Annotated in this window: 18 protein-coding genes; 4 read left to right on the forward strand and 14 right to left on the reverse strand. The window is 75.6% G+C overall.

All coding sequences use genetic code 11. From position 1 onward, the window contains the following. Positions 1-4: 4 nt before the first annotated feature. The 12 genes from ACIRBY_RS19960 to ACIRBY_RS20015 all read right to left on the reverse strand — a co-directional run bounded on the left by ACIRBY_RS19960 (position 5) and on the right by ACIRBY_RS20015 (position 16,913). Positions 5-2,140, reverse strand: coding sequence for a protein phosphatase 2C domain-containing protein (locus ACIRBY_RS19960; protein ID WP_403902080.1), 2,136 nt, complete (start codon positions 2,138-2,140; stop codon positions 5-7). A gap of 3 nt (positions 2,141-2,143) precedes the next feature. After that, entirely contained in the window at positions 2,144-5,092 is a 2,949-nt protein-coding gene (locus ACIRBY_RS19965; protein ID WP_403902081.1) for a tetratricopeptide repeat protein, read from the reverse strand. Next, entirely contained in the window at positions 5,089-6,351 is a 1,263-nt protein-coding gene (locus tag ACIRBY_RS19970; RefSeq protein ID WP_403902361.1) for a hypothetical protein, read from the reverse strand. Before ACIRBY_RS19970 ends, ACIRBY_RS19965 begins: the two co-directional genes overlap by 4 nt. 68 nt (positions 6,352-6,419) lie before the next feature. Further along, positions 6,420-7,445, reverse strand: coding sequence for a glutamate ABC transporter substrate-binding protein (locus ACIRBY_RS19975; RefSeq protein ID WP_403902362.1), 1,026 nt, complete (start codon positions 7,443-7,445; stop codon positions 6,420-6,422). Positions 7,446-7,450: 5 nt separating this feature from the next. Next, positions 7,451-8,836 (reverse strand): hypothetical protein, encoded by a 1,386-nt coding sequence (locus ACIRBY_RS19980; RefSeq protein ID WP_403902083.1) that lies wholly within the window; start codon positions 8,834-8,836, stop codon positions 7,451-7,453. Positions 8,837-9,036: 200 nt separating this feature from the next. Further along, a complete protein-coding gene (locus ACIRBY_RS19985) occupies positions 9,037-10,026 on the reverse strand; it encodes an N-acetylglucosamine kinase (protein ID WP_403902084.1) in 990 nt (329 codons plus the stop codon). Beyond that, the gene (locus tag ACIRBY_RS19990; protein ID WP_403902085.1) at positions 10,017-11,282 is read right to left on the reverse strand and encodes a 6-phospho-beta-glucosidase; all 1,266 of its coding nucleotides are present in this window, start codon (positions 11,280-11,282) and stop codon (positions 10,017-10,019) included. Before ACIRBY_RS19990 ends, ACIRBY_RS19985 begins: the two co-directional genes overlap by 10 nt. Before the next feature lie 5 nt (positions 11,283-11,287). Continuing rightward, on the reverse strand, positions 11,288-12,130 hold the full coding sequence (locus tag ACIRBY_RS19995) for a carbohydrate ABC transporter permease (protein WP_403902086.1): 843 nt from the start codon (positions 12,128-12,130) through the stop codon (positions 11,288-11,290). Beyond that, a complete protein-coding gene (locus ACIRBY_RS20000) occupies positions 12,127-13,068 on the reverse strand; it encodes a carbohydrate ABC transporter permease (protein ID WP_403902088.1) in 942 nt (313 codons plus the stop codon). The genes ACIRBY_RS19995 and ACIRBY_RS20000 overlap by 4 nt, the downstream gene beginning before the upstream one ends. A 4-nt stretch (positions 13,069-13,072) precedes the next feature. Next, on the reverse strand, positions 13,073-14,416 hold the full coding sequence (locus ACIRBY_RS20005; protein ID WP_403902089.1) for an ABC transporter substrate-binding protein: 1,344 nt from the start codon (positions 14,414-14,416) through the stop codon (positions 13,073-13,075). 92 nt (positions 14,417-14,508) lie between these two features. Then, positions 14,509-15,711, reverse strand: coding sequence for an ROK family protein (locus tag ACIRBY_RS20010; protein WP_403902090.1), 1,203 nt, complete (start codon positions 15,709-15,711; stop codon positions 14,509-14,511). Positions 15,712-15,836: 125 nt separating this feature from the next. Further along, complete coding sequence (locus tag ACIRBY_RS20015) at positions 15,837-16,913, reverse strand: mechanosensitive ion channel family protein (protein ID WP_403902091.1); 1,077 nt, start codon at positions 16,911-16,913, stop codon at positions 15,837-15,839. A gap of 248 nt (positions 16,914-17,161) precedes the next feature. On the opposite strand from ACIRBY_RS20015, the gene ACIRBY_RS20020 reads away from it, so the two are divergent. Beyond that, positions 17,162-17,710: an HNH endonuclease gene (locus ACIRBY_RS20020; protein ID WP_403902092.1), complete on the forward strand. Its 549-nt coding sequence runs from the start codon at positions 17,162-17,164 to the stop codon at positions 17,708-17,710. A 52-nt stretch (positions 17,711-17,762) separates the two neighbouring features. Here ACIRBY_RS20020 and ACIRBY_RS20025 read toward each other — a convergent pair whose 3' ends face one another. Further along, positions 17,763-20,765: a beta-N-acetylglucosaminidase domain-containing protein gene (locus tag ACIRBY_RS20025; protein ID WP_403902094.1), complete on the reverse strand. Its 3,003-nt coding sequence runs from the start codon at positions 20,763-20,765 to the stop codon at positions 17,763-17,765. Between the two features lie 228 nt (positions 20,766-20,993). On the opposite strand from ACIRBY_RS20025, the gene ACIRBY_RS20030 reads away from it, so the two are divergent. From ACIRBY_RS20030 to ACIRBY_RS20040, 3 genes are read left to right on the forward strand one after another with little or no spacing between them, the layout of a single operon-like run. Next, a complete protein-coding gene (locus ACIRBY_RS20030; protein WP_403902095.1) occupies positions 20,994-21,221 on the forward strand; it encodes a hypothetical protein in 228 nt (75 codons plus the stop codon). An 18-nt stretch (positions 21,222-21,239) separates the two neighbouring features. Beyond that, positions 21,240-23,240, forward strand: a complete 2,001-nt coding sequence (locus ACIRBY_RS20035) for a 4-alpha-glucanotransferase (RefSeq protein ID WP_403902096.1) — start codon at positions 21,240-21,242, stop codon at positions 23,238-23,240. 20 nt (positions 23,241-23,260) lie between these two features. Further along, entirely contained in the window at positions 23,261-23,500 is a 240-nt protein-coding gene (locus ACIRBY_RS20040) for a hypothetical protein (protein WP_042814142.1), read from the forward strand. 132 nt (positions 23,501-23,632) lie between these two features. Here ACIRBY_RS20040 and ACIRBY_RS20045 read toward each other — a convergent pair whose 3' ends face one another. After that, entirely contained in the window at positions 23,633-24,142 is a 510-nt protein-coding gene (locus tag ACIRBY_RS20045) for a MarR family winged helix-turn-helix transcriptional regulator (protein ID WP_403902098.1), read from the reverse strand. Positions 24,143-24,200 lie beyond the last annotated feature (58 nt).

A 24,200-nucleotide genomic window follows, 5' to 3' on the forward strand; every position in this document is an offset into this window, starting at 1 on the left:
GGGCTCAGGCCGGCGGGCGCGGCCGCTCGGCCGCGGCCCCCGGGCCCGCTTCCGCCGCGGCTTCCGGTTCCGGGCCGCGTTCGGGTTCCGCTTCGTGCTCCGCCTCCTGTTCCGCAGCGGGGGGCGCGAACGGGACGACGGCGACGGTGATGTTGTCGTGCCCGCCCCCGTCGAGGGCGTGCCCGACCAGCACCTGTGCGCAGTGCAGGGGGCGGTCGGCGGCGTCCGGCGGAAGGATCCGGGCCATGTCGGCCGCGGACTCGGCGTAGTTCCACAGGCCGTCGGTGCAGACGACGACCACACCGGGGTGGTCGGGTCTGAAGCTGGCGGTGTGCGGGTCGAGCTCGTACGCGTCGGCGCCGAGCCAGCCGGTGATGGCGTGGGCCCGGACGTCGGCGTAGGCCTCGGCCTCGCCCATCAGGCCCGCCGCGACCATCTGGGCGGCCCAGGAGTCGTCCTCGGTCAGTCGGCGGGGGAGGGTGGTGCGGTCGTCGGGGATCCAGTAGGCGCGGCTGTCGCCGACCCAGCCGATGGTCAGCAGGCCGCCGCAGACGACGGCGCCGACCAGGGTGCAGGCGGGGGCGTTCTGCGCGCCGGGGGGCTGCGGGGCGAGGGCGCTCACGGCGGCGCCCGCCGTGAGGATCGCCTCGTGCATGGCCTCCGCCGGGTGCGCGCCCCGGGGCAGCGCGTCGAGCAGTGCCTCGCTGGCGGCGCCGGCGGCGGCGGCCGACGCGTCGTCGGGGCGGCTGGCGGAGGAGACGCCGTCGCAGACGATGGCGACGGTGGCGGCCGATCCGTCGGGCAGGGCCGTGGCCGCCACCGCGAAGGAGTCCTCGTTGCGGTGGTGGCGCAGGCCCCGGTCGCTGACGGCGGCCACGCTGCAGAGCTCTTCCTCCAGGTGGTCCCGCTCGCGCGGCTGGGCGTGGCCGCAGTGCTCGCAGTACCCGTCGGTGTCCACGTACCCGGCGCGGCAGGCCACACAGGTCCGGCCGCCGCCGCTGCCCTGCGGGGTGCCGGTGCGGGCGCCCTCGGGCGGGGTCCCCTGCGGGGCGCCGCCGTACGGGTCCTCGTGCGGGGTCCTCTGCGCGGCGGCACCGTCGGGGTCCGGTTGCGGGGCGTCATGGGCGTCCGGATGCGCCTCCGCACGGGGGGCGCCGCCGGACGGGGCCGGGCGCCGGTCGCCGTGGGGGGTGCCGTACGGGGCTCCGTGCGGGTCGTGCTGCGCGGTGCCGTACGGGGTTTCGTGCGGGTCGCCTTGGGGGGTGGTGCCGTACGGGGCTTCGCGCCGGTTGCCTTGGGGGGTGGCGTACGGGGCTTGGTGCGGGTCGCCTTGGGGGATGCCGTCGTACGGGGTCTCGCGCCGGTCGCCCTGCGGGGTGCCGCCGTACGGGGCTTCGTGCCGGTCGCCCTCCGGGGCGGTGGCGTACGGGGCTTGGTGCGGGTCGCCTTGGGGGGTGCCGTCGTACGGGGTCTCGTGCCGGGCGCCCTGCGGGGTGGCGCCGTACGCCGCTGCGGGCGCGGTGCTTCCGGCCGGGCCGTGGGGGCCGCCCCGGGCCTCGGACCCGGCCGCCGGGGCGCCCCAGGGGGTGTCGTCGGCGGACGCGGATCCCGGGGCCACGGGCGTGCCCTCCCAGCCGGGTGCGGGGACCCCGACGGCCGAGCCGAAGCCCGGCCCGGCCTGCCGCGCGGGGGCGCCGGAGTACCCGCCCGCCGGTGCGCCGTGGGCCGGGGTGCCCGCCCGGGCGCCGGGGCCCGGCACGCCGACGGGCCCGCCGGTCGCCGGAGCCGGGACGCGCGCCGCGTACGCGGACCCGGTCGGGCCGCCGAAGCCCGGGGCTGGGTCGGGATCGCCCGCGCGGCCGGGGCCGCAGGGGGCCGCCGGGTTGCCGCCGCCCGCCGGGCCGCCGGACGCGCGCCCGGCTGCGGGGACGCCTGCCGTCCCGAGGGCGGCACCCGGTGCCCCGCCCGCCGCCCGGCCGGCGCCGAAGCCCTCGCCCGGCGCCCGGTCGGGCAGGGTCGGCGCGTGGTCCGGCGGAGGGGGCGGGGCGGAGAGGGCGTAACCGCACACCCCGCAGAAACGGTCACCCTCTTCCAGGGGCTCCGCACAGCTGGGGCAGCCCGACGGCCGATGCATCGACATCACTCACACCCACGTCCGGGGACGGAAACGGTTGGCCCGCTCCACCAGTTCGATCCTCTCCTCGCCCCGCTGTGCCAGCCGGGCGAGGATGCGGTAGGAGCGCTCCAGGCCGAAGCGCAGCCCCCGCTCGTCCAGTTGACTGCCGAGCAACGAGCTCCGGCCGGGGTCGGCACCCCGGCTGCCCGACAGTACCCAGTCCAGGGCCGCGCCCAGAACCTCCGTCGCCAGCCGCTCCTGCCGCTCCGGGTCCAGCCCGAACCGCCGCAACGCCTCGACCTGGTCGGAAGCCGCTCCGAGGTCGGCCAGCAGCTCCTCCTGCGGGGACCGGTCGCGCAGGCGTGCCCGTACGGCCGCCACCCGTGCGGCGGTGTAGTGGATCGAGGCCTCCGGCACGGATTCCAGCGTACGGACCGCCGCCGCCCGGTCCCCGCACGCCAGTTGGACCCGGGCCAGGCCGAATGCCGCGCTCACGAAGCCCGGATCGGTGATCCAGACGAGCCGGTAGTACTCGGCCGCGTTGTCCAACTGGCCCAGGATCTCCGCGCACAGCGCGAGCGCCAGCTTCGGCGCGGGCTCCCCCGGGAAGGCGTCGTAGACGGCGTCGAAGGACAGGGCCGCTATCTCGTCGTCCCCGGTGGCCAGCGAGGCGATGCCGCGCGCCCACACCACCCGCCAGTCGTCGGGGTACTTGGCCTCCAGCTCGGCCAGGGCCCTTGCGGCCGCGACCAGTTCGCCCAGCTCCAGCCGGGCGCGCAGCTCCCGCAGCCGCAGTTCGGCGGAGTCGGCGGCGGCCGCGCCCAGGGCGCCGAGCAGGTCGGCGGGGGCGGAGGCGAGCAGGCCCGCCAGGAACCCGGCGTTCGGGTCGGCCGGGTCCACCAGCGGTACGGGCAGGGCCAGGGCGGTGTCGGCGGCGTCGAGCGGAGCCAGTGCGCAGGCCGCCACCGGCGCCGGTCCCGCGGCCGCCGTGAAGGGAGCGGAGACGGCTGCGGCCGCGGGAGCCGCCGGCGCCTGCCGGGGCCCGGGCACACCGGCACCACCCACGTGCGTGGCGGTGGTCCCGAGCGCGGAAACCCCGGCCGCGGCCCCGCCGGACACCGGCGTGCCGCCGCCGGCCACGACGCCCGGCCCGGCGAGCCCGAACGCCCGGGGCGCCGCCCCGGCGGGTCCCGCCGCCCCGGTCCCGGAAGCCCGGGCGCCGGGCACCCCGGCCCCCGCCGGCCCGCCCGCACCCGGCGCGCCGGTCCCGGAGGCCGTGAAGGGGCCGGCGGCCGCCGGGCCCGCCGCGCCCGGTTCCGCGAGACCGCCCGGCACCGGACCCGCCGGGCCCACCGAACCCGGTCCCGCGAGACCGTCCGGCCCCGGACCCGCCGCGACGACCGCGCCCGCGCGCGCCGTGCGGCGGCCCAGGGCGAAGCCCCGGCGGGGAACGGGGCGGGGGCCCAGGCGGGAGACCTCCGCCTCCGGGGCGTCCTCGTACAGCTGGGTGTCCGGGACCCGCAGCTCCGGACCGAACAGGGTCGACAGCTGCGGCCGCGGCCGGCCCGTCTGGAGCGCGACCACCTCCCGCAGCACGCCCGTCAGCTGGTCCGCCATCTCCTGCGCGGACGCGAACCGCCGCCCCGGATCGGGGTCGGTGGCGCGCACCAGCAGCCGGTAGAAGGACTCGTACCGCTGGAACACCTCGATGTGCTCCGGATTCGGCAGGGAGTCCACGAACACGTTCGTGTAGCCCTGGAAGTCGAACGTCAGCACCGCCAGCGTCCGCGCCACCGTGTACAGGTCCGAGGCCACCGACGGCCCCAGCTCCGCGACCTCCGGCGCCTGGTAGCCCACCGTGCCGTAGATGGCCGACTCCTCGTCGTCCATCCGCCGCACCGCGCCCATGTCGATCAGCTTCAGCTGGTCCTGCTGCTGGATCGCGTTGTCCACCTTGAAGTCGCAGTACAGCAGGTTGCGGCTGTGCAGGTGGCCGAGGGCCTCCAGGGCCTCGATGCCGTACGCGCACGCCTGCTCCACCGGCAGCGGATCGCGCCGCCCGTCCGGCCGGCGCCGCTCGTTCGCGATCTCCTTCAGCGACTTGCCGCCCACGTACTCCATGACGATGTACCCGTCCAGCGAACCCGTCCGCTGGTCGAGGTGCTCCACGAAGTTGTAGATGCGCACGATGTTGGAGTGCTCGATCTCCGCGAGGAAGCGCCGCTCGGAGATCGCCGCCTCCATCGCGTCCTGGTCCCCGGTGTCCAGGAGGCCCTTGAGCACCACCCACCGGTGCGAGACCGCCCGGTCCACCGCCAGGTAGACCCAGCCCAGCCCGCCGTGCGCCAGGCAGCCGGCCACCTCGTACTGGCCGTGCACCACGTCACCGGCGCGCAGCTTCGGGACGAAGGAGTACGGATGCCCGCACTTGGTGCAGAACCCTTCAGTCCGGCCCGGCCGGTCCCCCCGCGCACGGCCCACCGGAGCCCCGCAGTCCGAACGCGAGCAGAACCGCTTGCGCTCCGGGACCTCCGGGTTCTCCAGCACCGCCGACGAAGGATCCGGACGCGGCACCTCCGGCACGCTGACCAGGCCGGCGCCCAGCCGGCTCCGTCCCGACGAGCCGGGCGCCGAACCCGAACTGCGCACCGAGACCGACCTGCTGGACCCCGAACCCGGCAGGGAACGCGACAGCCGACCGGACACCGAGCGGCGCGAGGACGAGGACCGGGAGGACGCGGAGCGCGCCGACGCCGAGGAACGGCCGGAGCCGCGCGACCCCGCCGACCCCCGGGAGTCCCCGTGCCGGGCGGCGCTCGTCATCCCCGTCGGCGGGGACACCAGTTCCTCCGCGCCCGCCGCGACCGCACCCACCGGGGCCAGCCCGCAGGTGTCGCAGTACACCTCGCCGCCGCCCATGTCCTCGTACGCGCCCGGGCAGCCGGAGCGCAGGCAGGGCGTTCCGATCAGGCTCATGCCTCCTCCTCTCCGGGCCCGTCGGGCCGTCGGTCCTCCGGCGGGGCCAGTGCCTCGGCCGCCGCCTGCTGGTAGCGCAGCACCGCCCCCTCCGCCGCCCGCAGGTCGCACGGCGCGCTCCACAGCATCCGCCGGGCCGTGTCGTAGCGCTCGATCAGCAGCGGATCCTCCGCCAGGCCGTGCCGGGCCACCTTCGCCCGGTACGCGTCGAGCCGCCCGCGCAGCTCGGCCCGCACGGCCAGGGGCGCCGTCACCGCGGTCAACGATTCGCGGGCCCGCCTCAGTTCCTCGTCGGCCCGGTCCTCCAGGGCGTCCAGCAGCGGGGACAGCCGGTGCCACTGCGACTGCCGCCGGTACTCGGCCGCCGCCGCCAGATGCTCCTGGAGGGCCGTCGGCGGGCCGCTGACCGCCGGGACCTCCGACGCCGCGATCTTCGCCAGCACCTCGCCGCGCGCCGTGCGCGCCTCCGCCAGGGTCCGGTCGGCCCGCGAGAGCACGTCCCGCAGGGCGATCAGCCGGGCCTCCGCGTCCTGCCGTACGGTCAGGACCGCCTCGACCTCCCGGCGTACGTCGTCCAGCGCGCGGGCCGCCCGGTCGTAGCGGGCGGTGTCGGGACGGCCGCCGCCCGGGGCGGCACTCCCCGCCGCCGGAACCCAGAAGGCCAGCGGGTCCGCGATCACCGCCTCCCGCAGATGCGCCAGCTCGGCGGTGATCTCCTCCAGGTCGTCCCCCGACGGGTGCTCGCCCGGCCGGACCCCCACCGAGTGCGCCAGCGAGCGCGTCCGGTGCAGCTCGGCGGCGAGCAGGTCGATCCGCGCGGGCAGCGCCGACCACACGGCGTCGGCGGCGACCACCACGTCCAGCGAGCCGGCGTACAGCTCGTTCATCCGGGCCACCAGCTCGGCCAGCGAGAAGCGCTCCGCGAGCGCGGCGCCCTCCGCCCCGGCCCCGGCGATCGTCACGCCCGGCCCGCGCAGCCGCTCCGTCAGCTCGGCCAGGTCCTCGCGGCTCGGCCAGCGCCGCCGCTCACGGATCTCCCGGGCGGCCGCCAGCGCCCCGCTGTAGGCGTCGAAGTACGTCCACAGCCGGGTGACGGCCGCGTCGGCGGCGGCCCAGCGCTCCTTGGTGACCCCGCTGAGCGCCGCACCCTCCAGCAGCCGGCGCCCGGCGTGGTCCTGGAGCGCGAGCAGCGAGGTCTCGACGGCCTCGTGCTCGGCGCCCAGGCGCGTCAGCGCGCGGTCGACGTCGTCCCGGTCCATCAGCCCCGTGCGGCTCACGTACGGCTCCGATCCTGCCCCGTGGGCGGGCGGTACCCCCACCACCGGCCTCAGCCCTCCCGGTACTTGGGCGCGGGCGGCACCGCGGCCTTCGGCAGTACGTCCTCGAAGTGCTTGCGGTAGGACGTCGCCCACGGGCTCTGGTCACCGCCCGCGCGGTAGTTCTCCAGCACCTTGTTGACCCGGCGCACCAGGTCCGAGGCGTCCTTGTTCATCGCCACACCGTAGAACTCGCGGGTGAACGGCGCGCCCACCAGCTGCACCGACGGGTCCTGCGCCGCCTGCCCGGCGGCCAGCGCGTTGTCGGTGATGATCCCGTCGACCTCGCCCAGCTGGAGCCGCACCAGGCAGTCCAGCTGGTTCGGCACCGAGACCGGCACCGCACCGTACCCCTGGGACTTCAGGGCCGCCTCCGCGGTGGAGCCGGCGGCCGTGCAGATCCGGCGGCCCTTCAGCGAGGCGTCGTACCCGGTGATCGGGGACCCCTTGGGCGCCAGGACCTGCTGGCCCGCCTCGAAGTAGGCCGTGGAGAAGGCCACGTCCTCCAGCCGCTTGCAGTTGATCGTCATGGTCCGCACGACGACGTCGACGCGGCCCTCCTGGAGCGCCGGGATGCGCTGGCTGGTGGGGATGGCCCGGTAGATGACCGCCTCCTCGTTGCCCAGGATGTCCTTGGCTATGGCCTTGACCAGGTCGATGTCGAAGCCGTCGAGGTGCCCGTCCGGATTCCGGTAGCCCCACTTGAAGCTGTTCTGGTCCACGCCCGCGACCAGCTTGCCCGCCTTGCGGATCCGCTCGATCGTCGGCCCGTCCAGCGCGGACGGGCGCAGGCTGGCCTCCGGGTCCGGGCAGGTGTCGGCGGGCACGAAGGGGGCCGCCGCCATCGAGGCGGGCTCGTGCACCACGCCCGGGTGGTGCGCGGTACCCGGCGAGGACTGCGCCAGCGGCAGCAGCACGGCGGCGGCCGTCATCGCGCAGGCGGCGGCCATCGCGCTCACCCCGCCCCAGCCGCGCAGCCGCCCCGCCGCACGCCGCAGCCGGCCGGCCCGCTCCGCCCGTGTCCGCCGTACCCGCATCGCACTCACCTGTACTCCGAAAGCCTGCGGCCGATGCCGAGGAGGGCCGCGCCCGCGCCGACCACCGCCAGCGCCGCCGAGCCCGTCACCAGCCCGCCCAGCGCGCCGAGCCCGCCCCGGGCGGCCAGGGTGAACTGCTTCTGCTCATGGGTCACGGCCTGCTCCAGGGAGGCGTCCACCGTGTCGAACGAGGCACCGCTGCTGTCCTTGCGCCCCTTGCCCCCGATCACCTGGGTCAGGGCGAGCTCGTAGTCGCCCCTCATGTCCGCCTCCCGGGCCGCCGCGTGCCGCTGCTTCCACTGCGCCGCACCCGCCAGCGCCTTGGACACCGGATCCCGGCCGCTCGTGTCGTCGGCCAGTTCCAGCGCCCGCGCCAGCCCCGCGTCGAGCTGCTTCATGTTCTTCTCGTAGTCCACGTCGTACTTGTCGGACTTCTTGTCCGCGGCCAGTACGGCACCCCGCGCGATCAGCGTCAGGTTCTCGTTCGCCCGCGCCTGGAGGGAGGCGATCCGGGCGTCGTTGAGCACCTTCAGCGACTCCTGCCCGCCCGCCCGGGCCTCGCCCAGCCCCGACCGGGCCACCGCCTGCCCCCCCGTCAGCCACAGCAGCACCACGGCCGCCGCCGCCGTCGCCGCCAGCAGACCGTGGTTGAAGACCCGGTTGGTGAGCAGGTAGTCCCGCCGCTGCGCCCACACCAGCGCGGCGAGCGCCAGCAGCCCGGCGCCCGTCGCGGCCAGCGGCCAGTCGCGGGCCTCGTCGTAGTCCGTGTACAGGCGGCCGGTCTCCGCCTCGTACAGCCGCTGGGCGGCCGGCAGCAGCACCGTGCTCATCTGCTCGTTGGCGTAGCGCAGGTACGCGCCGCCCAGCGGCAGCCCCTGCCGGTTGTTCGCACGGGCCTGCTCGATCAGGCCCGTGTACCGGGGCAGCTGCTCGCCCAGCAGCGCTATCTCCTTGCGGGACTCCCCGCCCGCCCCGGTGTTCGCCGCGGCGCTCACCAGCAGCCGGGAGGCGTTCGCCATGTCCTTCTCGTAGCGCTGGCGGACCTCGCGGGGCTCCTGCGCGCCCGCGAGGAACCCGCTGGAGGAGGCCGTGTCGGCATCGGCCAGGGAGCGGTAGATGTTCGCCGCGTCCGCGCTCAGCGGCTGGCTGCGGCCCACCACGTCCTGCGCGGCGGTGACCCGGCCGGAGACCTCCCAGACCGCCACCGCGCCGAACAGCAGCACCAGCGCCGCCATGACCGCGCCGACGATCCGCAGCCGGCCCGGCTCGGTCGTCGCCGCCGCCCGCAGCCGCTCCACGCCCTCGGCCCAGGCGGTACCCCGCCCGGCCGGCCCGGCGGGTGCCCCGGAGGCACCGCCCCCGGGCGCGGACGGGCGTGTCGTGATGGCCACCCTGCCTCCCCCTCGGTCCCTCTGCTCCGCAGCAGTATGGCCGTAGTGGCGCCGGACCACAGCACCCGGTGCTCGATCTTGGGCGATCCCCTCCCCGGACCGCCCCGGTCACCCTCCCCCCGGCATCCCCACCGCCCCTTCACCGTGAATACGCCCGGCCCGCCCCCGCGGTTCCGCCCGGACCCCTCCCCGGCGCGGGTTCAGCCGAATTGGGTACGGAGCCTGCCGTGCGCCCCCGCCGCCGCGCCCAGGGCGTCCAGGCCGAGCAGGGCCGCGCCCAGCACCGGCGGGGCCGTGACCACCGAGACCCGGGCGCGCGGGGCCCGGCCGGACAGGAGCTCCCCGATCCGGCCGTTGAGCTGCGGATGCCGCGCCGCGAGCACGCTGCCGCCCAGCAGCACCGGCACCTCCTCCTCCAGCAGCCCGAGCCGCTCCAGCGCCACCGACACCAGCGCCACCACCTCCTCGGCCTGCCGCTCCACGATCGCCGACGCCACCGCGTCGCCCGCCGCGGCCACCGAGAACAGCACCGGCACCAGCTCGTGCAGCCGCCCCCGCGGGATCCCGCCCAGGTGCACCGCCTCGATCAGCCCGGCCATCGCCGCCAGCCCGAAGTGCCCCGGCAGGGCCCGCGCCAGCGCGGTGGGGCCGCCGCGCCCGTCCTCGGCCCGCGCCGCCCACCACACGGCCTCCTCCGCCAGGCCGCCCCCGCCGCCCCAGTCCCCGGAGAGCCGCCCGAGGGCGGGGAAGCGGGCGGTGCGCCCGTCGGGCAGCATCCCCACGCAGTTGATGCCCGCCCCGCACACCACGGCGACCCCGCGCGGCCGGTCCACCCCGGCCCGCAGGACCGCGAAGGTGTCGTTGCGGACCTCCGTGGCCGCGCCCCAGCCCCGCGCCGCGATCGCCCCGGCCAGCTGCCGCTCCTCCACCGGCAGGTCGGCGTTGGCCAGACAGGCCGAGACCCGCGCGGCGAAGGGCGGCGCGGCCAGGCCGGCGGCCGCGGCGGCCGCCGCCACGGCCTCACCGAGGACGTCCACGGCCGCCTCCACCCCCGCCCGGGGCGGCTGGAAGCCGCCCGAGCGGCCGGTGCCGAGGACCGTGCCGTCGGCGCCGACCAGGACCGCGTCCGTCTTGCTGTTCCCCGCGTCCAGCGCGAGGACCGCGGCCGGGGAGGGGCGGTTCACGCCCATGGCAGGTGCTCCCCGTTGTGCGCGAGCAGCCGGTCCGTGAGTGCCTCGGCCAGGTCGAACTGCCCGACCAGCGGGTGCGCGAGGAGCGCCCGGGCGACCCGCTCGCGCCCGCCGCGCAGCGCGGCGTCCAGCGCGAGGTCCTCGTACGCCGTCACGTGCGCGAGGAGTCCCGCGTACAGCGGGTCGGGGCGGGGGACGGCCAGCGGTACCGGGCCGGAGCCGTCGACGGCCGCCTGGACCTCGACGACCGCGTCGTCCGGGAGGAAGGGCAGGGTGCCGCCGTTGCGGGCGTTGACGACCTGGACGGACGGGCCGCCGCCGCCCAGCAGGGCCGCCGCGAGGTCCACGGCGGCCTCCGAGTAGAAGGCCCCGCCCCGCTTGGCCAGCAGCGCGGGCTTCTCGTCGAGCGCGGGATCCGCGTACAGGGCGAGGAGTTCGCGCTCCATCGCGGCGACCTCGGCCGCCCGCGAGGGCTTCGCGCCGAGCTCGCGCACCACCTCGTCGTGGGCGTAGAAGTAGCGCAGGTAGTACGAGGGCACCACGCCGAGCCGGTCCAGCACGGCACGCGGCAGCCGCAGGTCGGCGGCGATGGCCTCCCCGTGCTCCGCCAGCAGCCGCGGCAGCACGTCCGTGCCGCCCGGCCCGCCCAGGCGTACACCGAACTCCCAGGTCAGGTGGTTGAGCCCGACGTGGTCGAGGTGGACCTCGGCGGGCGCCGCGCCCAGCAGCGCGGCGAACTTCCGCTGGAGTCCGATGGCGACGTTGCACAGCCCGACCGCCCGGTGCCCGGCCTGGAGCAGGGCCCGGGTGACGATCCCGACGGGGTTGGTGAAGTCGATGATCCAGGCCCGGGGAGCCGCCCGCCGCACCCGTTCGGCGATGTCCAGCACCACGGGGACGGTGCGCAGGGCCTTCGCCAGCCCGCCCGCGCCGGTGGTCTCCTGGCCGACGCAGCCGCACTCCAGCGGCCAGGTCTCGTCCCGGAGGCGGGCCGCCTGCCCGCCGACCCGCAGCTGGAGCAGCACCGCGTCCGCGTCGGCGACGCCCGCGTCCAGGTCGGAGGTGGTGGTGATCCGGCCGGGGTGCCCCTGCCGGGCGAGGATCCGCCGGGCCAGCCCGCCGACGAGCTCCAGCCGCTCGGCGGCGGGGTCGATCAGGACGAGTTCGGTGACGGGCAGGGTGTCGCGCAGCCGCGCGAACCCGTCGACCAGTTCGGGGGTGTAGGTGGAACCGCCGCCCACCACTGCGAGTTTCATCGGGCTCAGCCTTTCACTCCGGTCAGGGTGACGCCCTCGACGAACGCCTTCTGGGCGAGGAAGAAGAGGAGGATCACCGGTGCCATGACGAGCACCGTCGCCGCCATGGTGAGGTTCCAGTCGGTGTGGTGCGCGCCCTTGAAGGACTCCAGCCCGTAGCTGAGGGTCCAGGCGGCGGGGTTGTCGGAGGCGTAGATCTGGGGGCCGAAGTAGTCGTTCCAGGCGGCGAAGAACTGGAACAGGGCGACGGCCGCGATGCCGGGCTTCGCCATCGGCAGGACCACCCGCAGCAGGGTGCGCAGCTCGCCGCAGCCGTCGACCCGGGCCGCGTCGAGGTACTCGTCGGGGATGGTCAGCAGGAACTGGCGCAGCAGGAAGACGGAGAAGGCGTCGCCGAACGCCATCGGGACGATCAGCGGCCACAGGGTGCCCGACAGGTCGAGCTGTCTCGCCCAGAAGAGGTACATGGGGATGACGACCACCTGCGGCGGCAGCATCATCGCCGCGATCACGAGCAGCAGGGCGAGCCGCCGGCCCCGGAAGCGGAACTTGGCGAGGGCGTAGGCGACGGGGACCGAGGAGACCACGGTGAGCAGGGTGCCCAGGCCCGCGTAGAGAAGGGTGTTGCGCCACCAGGTGAGGAATCCGGGGGTGTGCCAGACCTTCGCGTAGTTGCCCCATTCCCAGGTGCGCGGCCACAGGTCGCGGGTGAGGGCCTGCTGGTCGCCCATCAGGGAGGTGAGCAGCAGGAAGACGAACGGGAGGACGAAGAACAGGCCGGCGGCCACGGCCAGCGCGTGGACGGCGATCCAGTGCAGTACGGCCCGGCGGCCGGCGCGTACGGTCATCCGCCCGCTCCCGTCAGTCCGCCGCGGCGGCGCATCAGCAGCGCGGTGAAGGCCATGGACAGGGCGAACAGGACCAGCGCGAGCACGCTGGCGGCCCCGTAGTCGAACCGCTGGAAGCCGAGGTTGTAGACCAGCTGGGGCAGGGTCAGCGTGGACCCGTCGGGGTAGCCCGGCTCGAACTGCTGCCCGGAGCCGCCGATGACGCCGGCGGCGGCCTTTCCTGCGACGAACGGCTGGGTGTAGTACTGCATGGCCTGGATGACCCCGGTGACCACGGCGAACAGGATGATCGGGGAGATGTTCGGCAGGGTGATGTGGCGCAGGCGCGCCCAGGCGCCGGCCCCGTCCAGCGCGGCGGCCTCGTACTGCTCCTTCGGTACGTCGAGCAGCGCGGCCATGAAGATCACCATCAGGTCGCCCACCCCCCACAGCGCGAGCGCGGTCAGCGCGGGTTTGGACCATCCGGGGTCGGTGAACCAGCCGGGGGCGGGCAGTCCCACCCCGTCGAGGAGGGTGTTGACGGGCCCGGTGCCGGGGTTGAGGAGGAAGACGAAGGCGAGGGTCGCGGCCACCGGCGGGGCCAGGTAGGGCAGGTAGAACAGGGTGCGGAAGACCCCGGCCCCGGTCTTGACCTTCGTGACGAGCAGGCCGACGCCGAGGCCGAAGACGACCCGGCAGGTCACCATGACGGCCACCAGCCACAGGGTGTTGCGCAGGGCCGGCCAGAACAGCGGGTAGTCGGTGAAGACGTAGCTCCAGTTGGCCGTGCCGCTGAAGGCGGGCGGGCGGAAGCCGTCGTAGCGGGTGAAGGAGAAGTAGGCGGTGGACAGCAGCGGGTAGGCGAAGAAGACGGCGGAGCCGATCAACCAGGGCGAGAGGAACGCGAGGGTCCGCAGGGCGGACCGGCGGCGTTTGGCCGCGAGGGCGGTCGGGGCCATCGGGCTACTCGGCCTTGGCGATGTCGGTGTCGATCTGCCGGTCGGTGGCGGCGAGTCCGGCGCGCAGGTCGGGCACGTCGCCCTTCTCGGTGCGGTACGCGAAGTTCTGGAAGGTCAGCTGGTAGGTGCCGCCGTCGGCGCGGGCCGGGGTGGTGTTGGACTTCGGGTGGCGGGCGATGTCGAGGAAGGTCCGGAACCCGGGTGTCACCTTCAGCTGCGGGGACGCGAGGGCCGCCAGCGTCGAGGGCACGTTGTGGATGGCGTTGGCGAAGGAGACCACCGCCTCGGTGTCGGTGGTCATGTACCGCACCAGTTCCCAGGCGGCGTTCTGCTTGCGGCTCGCCGCCGATATCCCCATGACGGTTCCGGAGAGGTAGCCCTTGCCGTAGTCGGCGGCCTGGTCGTCCGGTACGGGCAGGGGCGCGGTGCCGATCTCGAAGCCGACCCCGGCCTCCTCGGCCATCGAGACCCGCCACTCCCCGTCGACCTGCATGGCGACCAGTCCCTTGTGGAAGGGGTGTTCGGCGCTCCACTCGTCGCCGAAGCCGGCCCGGAACCGCTCCAGCTTCTCGTACCCGCCCAGCTGGTCGACCAGGTCCTTCTGCGCGGTGAGCATCTTCGCGAAGGCGGGGTCCCCGGCCAGGTTGGAGCGGCCGTCGGGGGTGAACCAGGAGGGGCTCCACTGGGCGGCCAGGCGCACGGGGGTGGTCTCGTAGCCGTGGAAGACGGGCATCACGCCGAGCTGTTCGTAGGAGTCCCCGGCGGGTTTGGTCAGCTTGCGGGCGTCCTCGGCGAACTCGCTCCAGGTCCGGGGCGGCCCGCTGATGCCGGCGGCGGCGAAGGCGGTCTTGTTGTAGACGAGCCCGTAGGCGTCGCTCAGCAGGGGCAGCGTGCACTGGTCGCCCTTGAACTGCGTGTACTCCAGCAGGCTCGCCGGGAAGACCTGGGCCTTGTCGACCCCGGACTTCTTCAGGAAGGGGTTCAGGTCGACGAAGGCGCCGGAGTTGCAGAACTTGCCCACGCTGTCGGTGGTGAAGGAGGAGACCACGTCGGGGGCCTTCTCGCCGCCCGCGCGCAGCGCCTGGTTGATCTTGTCGTCGGTCATGTTGCCGGTGACCTTGACCTTGATGTTCGGGTGGGCCTTCTCGAAGCGGGCGATGTTCTCCTCGATGGCCTTGACCTCGCCGGGCGCGGACCAGCCGTGCCAGAAGGTGAGGGTGGTGTCCGCCCTCGGGTCGTCGGAGGCCGTGGCTGCGCCCCGGCCGGTGCAGGCCGTGGCGAGGAGGACCAGGGCGGACACGGCGGCCAGTGCGGTGGCCGCCGGGGTGGTTCGTCCGGCTGTGGGCATGGCGGGGCTCGCTCTCTGGGGGGGAGGAACTTCCGAGGGGGGAATGCCGGTCAGGGACGGGACGGGACGGGACGGGGCTGGACGGGGCGGTGCTATCGGGAGGTGTCGAACACTTCCTCGCGGGTGGCGGCCAGGGCGCTCTCCAGGGCGCCGCGCAGGACGGGCCGTTCGAGGACCTCGCCGGAGACCAGCCGGGGCCGGGAGGGGGCCAGCTCGGCGAGCTCGGCCTCCAGCAGTGCGCGCAGCGGCTCGCCGCCCGCGGCGATCGCGTCGCCGGCCAGGACCACGATCTCCGGGTCGAGCACGGAGACCAGCGAGGCCAGGCCGGTCGCGAGCGCGGTGGCGTACGACCGGAGGAAGTCCAGGTGCGCCCCCTCGGGCGCGGCGGCGGCCCGCCGCAGCAGCTCGACGGCGGCGGGCACCTGGGCGTCGCGGGGGAGGCCCGGGGCGTCGACCCCGGCCCGCGCGGCGAGCGCGGGCAGCGCCTGGACGCCGGCCAGCTCCTGGTAGCCGCCGGTGTTGGCCCGGGTCACCTGCCGGACCAGGGGGTGTCCGGGGACGGGCAGGAAGCCGACCTCGCCGGCGCCGCCGGTCCAGCCCCGGTGCAGCCGGCCGCCGAGCACCAGGGCGGCGCCGAGGCCCTCCTCGTTCCACAGCAGGACGAAGTCCTCGTGGCCGCGGGCCGCGCCGAGGCGCTGCTCGGCGACGGCGGCGAGGTTGACGTCGTTCTCGTACTCGACGGGGACGGGCAGGGCCGCCGCCAGCTCGTCGAGGAGGGTGGGGGAGTGCCAGCCGGGGAGGTGGCTGGCGTAGCGCAGCCGGCCCGAGCGGGGGTCGAAGGCGCCGGGGGTGGCGATGACCACGCGGTGCAGGGCGTCCCGGTGGAGTCCGGCGTCCGCGAGGGCTCCGGCGAGGGCGCCGGTGACCTGGCCGACGGCGTCGGCGCCCTCCGCGTAGGGCAGTTCGAAGCGGCCGACGACGGTGCCGGTGAGGTCGGCGACGGCGGCGAGCACCCGGTCGGGGGTCACGTCGAGGCCGCCGACGTGGGCGGCGCGGGCGTCGAGCGCGTACAGCTGGGCGTTCGGGCCGGGCCGGCCGCCGTCCGTTCCGGTGGCCACGACCAGTCCGGCGGCCTCCAGCCGGGCCAGCAGCTGGGAGGCGGTGGGCTTGGAGAGGCCGGTGAGCTGTCCGATGCGGGTCCGCGACAGGGGGCCGTGCGTCAGCAGCAGCTCCAGGGCGGCGCGGTCGTTCATGGCGCGCAGCAGGCTGGGCGTTCCGGGCGTGGCGGCGGGCATGACGAGGCTCTCCCTCACCGAAGCGAACTGTTAGGTAAGTTTCCTATCGCTTGCTGAGCGGTGTCAATGAAACCGCCCCGCCGGAAGGCCGGCGGGGCGGTGGGGCGGCGGTGGCGCGGTGCGGGCTACTTGGGGAGCCGGGGCGTGGCCGGCGCCGGGATCGGGGTCGTGGCCAGGGACTGCGGCGAGGCCGGGTTGGCCAGCGCCGACGGCGGCGCGACCGAGGCCGAGGGGTCGGCCGGGGCCTCCTCCTCGCCGGCCGCCTGCAGACCGCCGATGATCCGGATGCCGGCGGCGTCGAAGGCCTCCTTGATCCGCCAGCGCAGCTCGCGCTCCACGGCGAACTGCTGGCCCGGCATCGTCTTCGCCGAGACCTTCACGGTCATCGAGGCCAGCAGCACCTCGTCCAGGCCCAGCACCTCCACCGGGCCCCACAGGCGCTCGTCCCACGGGGACTCCTTGGCGAAGGAGTCCGCCACCTCCTGGAGGGTCGCGCGGAGCCGCGGCAGGTTCTCGGTCGGCTTGACCTGCACGGCCACGCCCGCGGTCGCCCAGCCCTGGCTGAGGTTGCCGATCCGCTTGATCTCGCCGTTGCGGACGTACCAGATCTCACCGTTGTCGCCGCGCAGCTTGGTCACGCGCAGGCCGACCTCGATCACCTCGCCGGAGGCCACGCCCGCGTCGATCTTGTCGCCGACGCCGTACTGGTCCTCCATGATCATGAACACGCCGGACAGGAAGTCCGTCACCAGGTTGCGGGCACCGAAACCGATCGCCACACCGGCCACACCGGCACTCGCCAGCAGCGGGGCCAGGTCGATCTTCAGGGCGGCCAGCACCATCAGCGCCGCCGTGCCCAGGATCAGGAACGAGGCCACCGAGCGCAGCACCGAGCCGATCGCCTCGGAACGCTGGCGCCGCCGCTCGGCATTGACCAGCAGCCCGCCGAGCGCGGTGCCCTCGACGGCCTCCGCGCTCGTGTTCATCCGGCTTATCAGCTTGGTCAGGGCCTTGCGGACGACCGAGCGGAGCGCGGCCGCGATCACGATGATCAGCAGGATCCGCAGGCCGATGCTCAGCCAGGTGGCCCAGTTCTCCTCGATGAAGCTCGCGGCGTTGGTCACGCTCTCGGCGGCGTCGTCGGTGGTCGCTGCCAACGGGAGCAGGGCGGCGGGCGAGGGCACGGGGGAACCTCCAGGCATGGCGTCCTGCCCGCGGAAACGGAACGGGGTGTACGGGCAGGCCTTCCACACTAACCGGGCACGGGCCCGACCTCGTTGCCGTGTTCGAGGGAGAGACCCTCCTCACCTGGGGAAGAAGGGAGTGTGGTTGAAAACACCTCGGGCCCGTTACCGGCGCGTGGTGGCGTTTCGACCAGCCGTAAGGGGAGACTGGAGAACAGATCGTCCCGGCGCGAGCCACGCGCCGCCGGCGTACAAGGAGGCAGTCCGTGCCGCACGTCCTGGTCCTCAACGCGTCGTACGAGCCCCTCGGCGTCGTACCGCTCCGCCGCGCGCTCGTCCTCGTCCTGGAGAACAAGGCCATCTCCCTCGAGGAATCCGGCGCCTTCCTGCACAGCGCGACCCAAGCCGTCCCCGCGCCCAGCGTGGTCCGGCTCAAGCGCTTCGTGCGGGTCCCCTACCGGGGGCCCGTTCCACTCACCCGCCGCGCGCTGTTCGCCCGCGACGGCGGCCGCTGCATGTACTGCGGGGCCGTCGCGACGAGCGTGGACCACGTCATCCCGCGCAGCCGCGGGGGCCAGCACGTCTGGGACAACGTGGTCGCCGCGTGCCGCCGCTGCAACCACGTCAAAGCGGACCGCCACCTGCTCGAACTCGGCTGGCGGCTGCGGCACCAGCCGGCCCCGCCGTCGGGGCTGGCCTGGCGGATCATCGGGACCGGGCACAGGGATCCGCGGTGGATGCCCTACCTCCAGCCGTACGGCGCGGACGACGCGCTGGAGCGCATCGGGGTGGGGGTGACGGCCGCCGCCTCCTGACGGGCCGCCGCCGCGCGGGCACCGACCCGCGCGGCGGCGGACCTCCGCCGGGTCACGGAGCCGCCGCGAAGGCCGTCGCGGACCAGAGGCTGCAGCCGTACGGGGTCGCGCGCCGGTCGCAGGTGACGCGGAGGAAGCGGGATTCCGCGGACGGGTCCAGGCGCAGCGTGTCCGTACCGCCCCGGGAGGAGACGGAGGCGGCCGCCCGCCAGGTGACCCCGTCCGACGAGGTCTCCACGCGGTACGCCGACGGGTACGCCTCCTGCCAGTGCAGGGTCAGCAGCCCCACCCGGGCCGGGGCGGCCAGCTCCGCCTGCCACCACGCCCCGTCCACCGGCTTCGAGGACCAGCGGGTCCCCTCGTTCCCGTCCACCGCCGCCGACGCCGGGAACCGCGCCGACTCGTCCCCCGAGGAGGTGGCCCGGGCCGTGCGCAGCAGGTCCGGCCCGCCGGTGCGCGGGACCGCCCGGACCGTGAGCGTGCGCACCTGCCCGTCGAAGGAGACGGGGATCGCGTAGGTGCCGGCCGGGGTGGACGCCGGGAGGCGGATCTCGACCGGGAGGGAGAGCCGGCCGCCGCGCGGGAGCGTGACCTGGCCCGGGAGACGGACCTCGATGCCCGCCGGCGGGGGGCCCGAGAGGGACAGGGCGCCCCGGACCTCGCCCGGGCGGACCGCCGCCAGCTGGGCCGACACCGTGCGCGCGGCCCCGCCGATCTCCACGTCCACCCGGCCCCCGTCGGCCAGTTCGAACCCCGCCTGCGGGTCGTCCGCGAACCACGGGACCACCTGGTGGACCACCGGGTCCTCGCCCGCCCACGACAGTCGCACGGCGTCCGCCCGAACGCCGCCCGCGTCGGCCTGGGTCCACCCGGATCCCGCGGCCTCACCGATCCGGCGCCAGCCCTCGCCCGGGACGTGCACCTCCACCGCCGCGCCCCGCGAGCCCGGCGCCAGTGGGTCGGTCATCACCGTCACCGCCGCCAGCGGACGCGGCTCCTCCAGCGGCACGGTCCAGGAGCCGGGCTCCCGCCGCACGGTCCCGGCCGGCCGGGACGCGCCGGTCCAGGCGTCCGACTCCGCCGCGGCCTTCGCCAGGAACGGGTCCAGCACCGAGGAGTCCACCCGGACCCCGTCCTGCTCCGCCAGCGCGCTCCGGGCCGCCGCCAGGTCCCGCGAGGCCTGCCAGGCGGCCGCCCCGTCACCCCGGGCCTCCGCCCGCAGCAGGTCCACCGCCAGCTCGCCCGCCGCCCCGTACCGCGAGAGCCGGTCCAGCCACGGCCCCGCCTCGCCGGAGAGGGAGGGCAGCCGCGCCGGGGCCTCGCGCAGCACGGTGAACGCCGCACGCAGCCTTTCCCCCGCGGCCTTGTCCCCGGCCGCGCGGGCCCGCCAGAACTCCTCCATCAGCGGCTTCAGGTAGGCCGACTCCTCCAGCTTCAGCCCCGAGGACGCCGTGTTCCCGGCGAGTGCGGCCAGCGCCGCCCGGGTCCGCTGGTCGGGGCCCGACAGGTCGCGCACCGCCGCCGCCCAGGACTCCCCGGGCCGGTACCCGCTCGGGTTCCAGGCGTAGTCCGCCGCTGTGAACAGCGGGATCCGCGACAGGGTGCCCTGCGGCATCGCGTTGGCCAGCACCCCCGCCGAACCGCTCGCCACCGCCGGATCGCGCCCGGCGTACGGGCCGAGGAAGATGCGGTCCGGGTCCCAGTCGTTGACCGGGTAGTTGTCCATCGTGACCAGCGGGTGCCCCAGCGCCGACCGCGCCCCGGCCAGCTCCTTGCCGGTGATGGTGCGCGGCACCACGCCCACGCCCGTCCACGCCACCTCCACCCGCGCGTCCAGCGCCCCGGCCAGGGCCGTCCGGTAGGCGGTGGCGCCGTCCTGGAAGTACTCGGTCGGCAGCAGCGACAGCGGGGCCGCCCCGGGGTGCCGTTCGGCCAGGTGCGCCGCCAGCTCGCCCGCGACCTCCGCGTGCGCCTTCGCCGCCGCCGCCGGCCCCGTCCCGTACCGCACCCGGTCGGCCCGGCAGCCCCACTCGGCGTAGCTGACGTCCTGGAACTGCAGCTGGAACGCCCGGAAGCCCAGGTCCCACAGGGAGTCCACCTTGCGCAGCAGCGCCGCCCGGTCGTCCGCCGACGCCAGGCACATGGACTGCCCCGGCGACACCGCCCAGCCCAGCGTCACGTGGTTGGCGCGGGCCCGCTCGGCCAGCTCCCGGAACTCCTCGCGGGCCGCCGCCGGGTACTCCTCGCGCCAGGCCGTCGTCCGGTACGGGTCGTCACCGGGCGCCAGCAGCAGCCGGTTCTGCTTGGTGCGGCCCAGGAAGTCCAGCTGGGCGAGCCGCTGCTCACGGGTCCAGGGCTGCCCGTAGAACCCCTCCGTGACCCCGCGCACCGGCGCGACGGGCCAGTCCCGCACCAGCATCCCGGGCACCTTCCCGCCCCCGGCCGCCAGCAGCTGACGCAGCGTCTGCGCGCCGTGGAACAGGCCGTCCGCGCCCACCCCGGCCAGCGCGACCGTGTCCCGGCCGCCGGTCTTCCCCACCGCCAGCCGGTAGCCGCCCTCGGGCAGGTCCCCGGCCGGCGCCGCGCCCAGCGCCCGCAGCGCCACCTCCGCGTCCGGCCCCTGGAGCCTGACGACGAGCGCCCCCTCGGGCAGCACCGCCCCCGGAGGCCGGTCGTGCAGGGTCCGTACGCCGGCCGCGCGCAGGGCGGTGCGCACCACGTCCGCGGCGTACGGGTCCACGTCCTCCGGCACCACCAGCACGGCCTCCGCCGCCACCGGCACCTCGCGGGCCGGATCGGCCGACGCCGACTGCGGCCGCGGCCACACGGCCGGACCCTCGGAAGGGGATCGCGGAACGTCGTACGCCGGGTCGAGCAGCGGTCCCGAACCGCCGGAGGCGACCGCGGCGGACCCGCCGTCGGGACGCGGCACGGTCGGGGACTTGGGCGTGGCGGCCAGCATGCCCTCCGGCACCGAGGCCACCGCCCCGCCCAGCAGCGAACCTATGACGGCGACCGCCGCGGCGGTGCTCCGCTTCCTGCCCCTGAGCTGCACGGAGCCTCCCCGTCCCGAGTCGTCCCCCGCCCGTACGAATGAGCCCGAGCCCACCACCCGTGCGGCTGAAGTGTCAATCCGGGTGGGGTGATCTGACCAAGATCGGCCAGGAATGCGGTGCCCCGGACTGGGTATGGCTGCGGTGTCCGGAGCAGGTGTTGCATGGGCACGTCCGCCGGACCGGCCGGGTCCGGAGCACCGGTCCGCAGCACGTACGAGGGAGCCCCCATGACCACCCGCACCGCGCCCGCCGCCCGCAGCCGCGCCCCGCTCGCCCATCTGCCCGTGCAGTCGGGCCCCGGGGACGTGCCCCCGACGGGCACATCCCCGTTGTCCGGGTGCGCGGACGCGCCGCTGACCAGTGAGACCCCGCTGCCCGGAGCGGCGTACGCCCCGCTGACCAGCGAGACCCCGCTCGTGCACGAGGCCCCGCTCACGAGCGAGGCGATCTCCTAGCCCCTTCCAGCCCCAAGGATGCAGATGGACGACCTCGCCCGGCTCGCGGCCCACCACGGCGTCGCCACCTCCTACCAGCCCGCCGAGGACGTCACCGTCCAGGTGCCGCCGGCCACGGTCCGCACCGTGCTCGCACGGATCGGCGTCCCCGTCGACACCCCCGAGGACGTACGGCGGACGGCCGAATCCGCCGAACGGGAGGCGGCCGGGCGGCTGCTGCCGCCGACCCTGGTCCAGTGGCGCGGCGAGCCCGCCCCCGCGGCCCTGGCCGGACTGCCGGACGGGACCCGGCTGCGGGTGACCCTGGAGGACGGGGCCGGAGAGGCCGCGTGGGACCCCCGCCTGCCCCTCGGGGTGCACCGGCTGACCGCCGAGACCCCCGACGGCCGCACCGCCGGGGCCACCCTCATCGTGGCCCCGGACCGGGCCCCGGCGGCCCCGGAGCGGGCCCACGGGCTGCTCGTCCAGCTGTACTCCCTGCTCTCGGAGCGCTCCTGGGGCATGGGCGACCTCGGCGACCTCGCCGAACTGGCCCGCTGGGCCGCCCGCACCCACGGCGCCGGGTTCATCCAGGTCAACCCCCTGCACGCGGCCGTCCCCGGCACCCCGACCGACCCCTCCCCCTACCGGCCCGCCTCCCGCCGCTTCCCCGACCCGGTCCACCTGCGCGTCGAGGACCTGCCCGAGTGGGAGGCCTGCCCGGACCGCGAGGCCCTCGCCGAACTGGCCGCGCGGGGCGGCGAGCTGCGCCGCGAGGTGCTGGAGAAGGGCGCCCTGATCGACCGGGACGCCGTCTGGGCCCTCAAGCGGGCCGCACTGGAACTGCTGTACGCCGTCCCGCGCACCCCCGCCCGCGAGGCCGCCTACCGGGCGTTCCTCGCCGCCCAGGGCGAGGGGCTCGCCCGGCACGCCGCCTGGTGCGCGGCCGCCGCCGGGGAGGACCCGGGGGCGCGGGCCGGCTTCCACGCCTGGCTGGTCTGGCTGACGGACACCCAGCTGACCGCCGCCCAGCGGGCCGCCCGGGAGGCCGGGATGGAGGTCGGCATCGTCCACGACCTGGCCGTCGGCGTGCACCCCGAGGGCTCCGACGCCCGCTTCGGCCCCTTCCACGCCCGCCACGTCTCCGTCGGCGCCCCGCCGGACGCCTTCAATGCGCGCGGCCAGGACTGGGGGCTGCCGCCCTGGCGGCCCGACGTCCTGGCGGAGTCCGCGTACGCCCCTTTCCGGGCCCTGCTGCGCGGGGTGTTCCGCTACGCGGGCGCGGTGCGCGTGGACCACGTCATGGGCCTGTTCCGGCTCTGGTGGATCCCGGAGGGCACCCCGCCCGCCGGGGGCACGTACGTCTCCTACGACGGCGAGGCGATGCTCGCGGTCCTGGTCCTGGAGGCCCACCGGGCGGGAGCCGTGGTGGTCGGCGAGGACCTGGGCACGGTCGAGCCCCGGGTACGGGAGGCACTGGCCCGGCGCGGGATCCTCGGCACCTCCGTGCTCTGGTTCGAGCGGGACTGGTCCGGGAACGGCCAGCCGCTGCCCCCCGGGGCCTGGCGGGCCGACTGCCTGGCCACCGCCACCACCCACGACCTGCCGCCCACCGCCGCCAAACTGGCCGGCGCCCATGTCGAACTCCGCGACCGGCTGGGCCTGCTGACCCGCCCCGTGGAGCTGGAGCGGGCCGAGGACGCCGCCGACACCGCGCAGTGGCTGCGGGTGCTGGACCGGATGGGACTGGAGGCCAAGGGCGAGGAGAAGGCCGTACGGGCCCTGTACGCCTTCCTGCTGCGCACGCCGGCCCGGCTGGTCGGCGTGTGGCTGCCGGACGCGGTGGGGGACCGGCGGCCGCAGAACCTCCCGGGCACCTGGGACCAGTACCCCAACTGGCGGCTGCCGGTGGCCGACGCGGCGGGCCGGCCCCTGACGCTGGAGGCGCTGACGGCCTCGCCGCGGGCGAACGCCCTGCTGGGCGCGGTGCGGGAGGGCGTGCGAACCCGTACGGCACCCCCGGGCGCGCGCCCGCTTTAGGTGTTCGCTACGTTTGCACCGTGGACAAGAAGAACGCTCTGCGCGCCGGCGCCGTCTCGGCCGGAACTGCGCTGATGATGCTGCTGATGACGTCTCCCGCCCTCGCGCTCACCCGCGACGACGGCGACGACCCGGGCCCGGGACTGAGCATCGGCGAGACGCTCGGCCTGTACGTGGCCCTGCCGATCGTGATCTTCCTGATCATCGCGGGTCTCGTGATGGTCGGCGACAAGTCGCGCAAGCAGCAGAACCAGGGCTGACCCGCCCCCGGGCGGTCCCACAACTCCAGCACTTCCGGGCGCCGGAGGTCCGCGGAGCCGGCGTGAGCCGGACCCGTGGCGACCTCCGGCGCCTTGGCGTACCCGGACGCGGGGCGCCCGGCGCCGGCCGCCTCAGGGCATGTCGGCGAGGAGCTTGCGCAGCAGCCCGCCGAGCGCGTCGACCTCCTCGGGGGCGAAGTCGGCCAGGGCGGCCCGGTTCACCTCGATGCCGGCGGTGACCGCCTCGTCCACCAGGGCCAGCCCGCGCTCGGTGAGGGTCACCTGGAGCCCGCGCCGGTCGTGCGGGTCGGGGCTGCGGGTCAGCAGCCCGGCCTTCTCCAGCTTGTCCAGCCGCCCGGTCATACCGCCCGTGGTGAGCATCAGCGTGGCCGACAGCTCGCGCGGCGAGAGCGTGAACGGGCTCCCCGACCGCCGCAGCGTGGCGATGACGTCGAACTCCCCGCGGGACACCCCGTGGCGGTTGTACTCCCGCTCCACCGCGTCGCCCATGGCCTTGGAGATCCGGTAGATCCGGCCGAAGACGGCCATCGGCGTGGTGTCCAGGTCGGGGCGCACCGCGTACCACTGGTCGGTGATCGCGTCGACGGCGTCCGGGGCGGTGTCCTTCTTCAGTGCGGTCATACCCGCAAGTATCCGCGTTCCGTTTGCTCGCCCACAAGAAAGTAGCTTGCTAAAAAGT

Source organism: Streptomyces sp. NPDC096136, assembly GCF_044763325.1.
Classification (GTDB): Bacteria; Actinomycetota; Actinomycetes; order Streptomycetales; family Streptomycetaceae; genus Streptomyces.

Bases quoted from the DNA above. Each gene is read 5' to 3' on its own strand.
- ACIRBY_RS19960 (WP_403902080.1), bottom strand. From the start codon at position 2,140: ATGTCGATGCATCGGCCGTCGGGCTGCCCCAGCTGTGCGGAGCCCCTG.
- ACIRBY_RS19965 (WP_403902081.1), bottom strand. From the start codon at position 5,092: ATGAGCCTGATCGGAACGCCCTGCCTGCGCTCCGGCTGCCCGGGCGCG.
- ACIRBY_RS19970 (WP_403902361.1), bottom strand. From the start codon at position 6,351: ATGGACCGGGACGACGTCGACCGCGCGCTGACGCGCCTGGGCGCCGAG.
- ACIRBY_RS19975 (WP_403902362.1), bottom strand. From the start codon at position 7,445: ATGCGGGTACGGCGGACACGGGCGGAGCGGGCCGGCCGGCTGCGGCGT.
- ACIRBY_RS19985 (WP_403902084.1), bottom strand. From the start codon at position 10,026: ATGGGCGTGAACCGCCCCTCCCCGGCCGCGGTCCTCGCGCTGGACGCG.
- ACIRBY_RS19990 (WP_403902085.1), bottom strand. From the start codon at position 11,282: ATGAAACTCGCAGTGGTGGGCGGCGGTTCCACCTACACCCCCGAACTG.
- ACIRBY_RS19995 (WP_403902086.1), bottom strand. From the start codon at position 12,130: ATGACCGTACGCGCCGGCCGCCGGGCCGTACTGCACTGGATCGCCGTC.
- ACIRBY_RS20000 (WP_403902088.1), bottom strand. From the start codon at position 13,068: ATGGCCCCGACCGCCCTCGCGGCCAAACGCCGCCGGTCCGCCCTGCGG.
- ACIRBY_RS20005 (WP_403902089.1), bottom strand. From the start codon at position 14,416: ATGCCCACAGCCGGACGAACCACCCCGGCGGCCACCGCACTGGCCGCC.
- ACIRBY_RS20010 (WP_403902090.1), bottom strand. From the start codon at position 15,711: ATGCCCGCCGCCACGCCCGGAACGCCCAGCCTGCTGCGCGCCATGAAC.
- ACIRBY_RS20015 (WP_403902091.1), bottom strand. From the start codon at position 16,913: ATGCCTGGAGGTTCCCCCGTGCCCTCGCCCGCCGCCCTGCTCCCGTTG.
- ACIRBY_RS20030 (WP_403902095.1), top strand. From the start codon at position 20,994: ATGACCACCCGCACCGCGCCCGCCGCCCGCAGCCGCGCCCCGCTCGCC.
- ACIRBY_RS20035 (WP_403902096.1), top strand. From the start codon at position 21,240: ATGCAGATGGACGACCTCGCCCGGCTCGCGGCCCACCACGGCGTCGCC.
- ACIRBY_RS20045 (WP_403902098.1), bottom strand. From the start codon at position 24,142: ATGACCGCACTGAAGAAGGACACCGCCCCGGACGCCGTCGACGCGATC.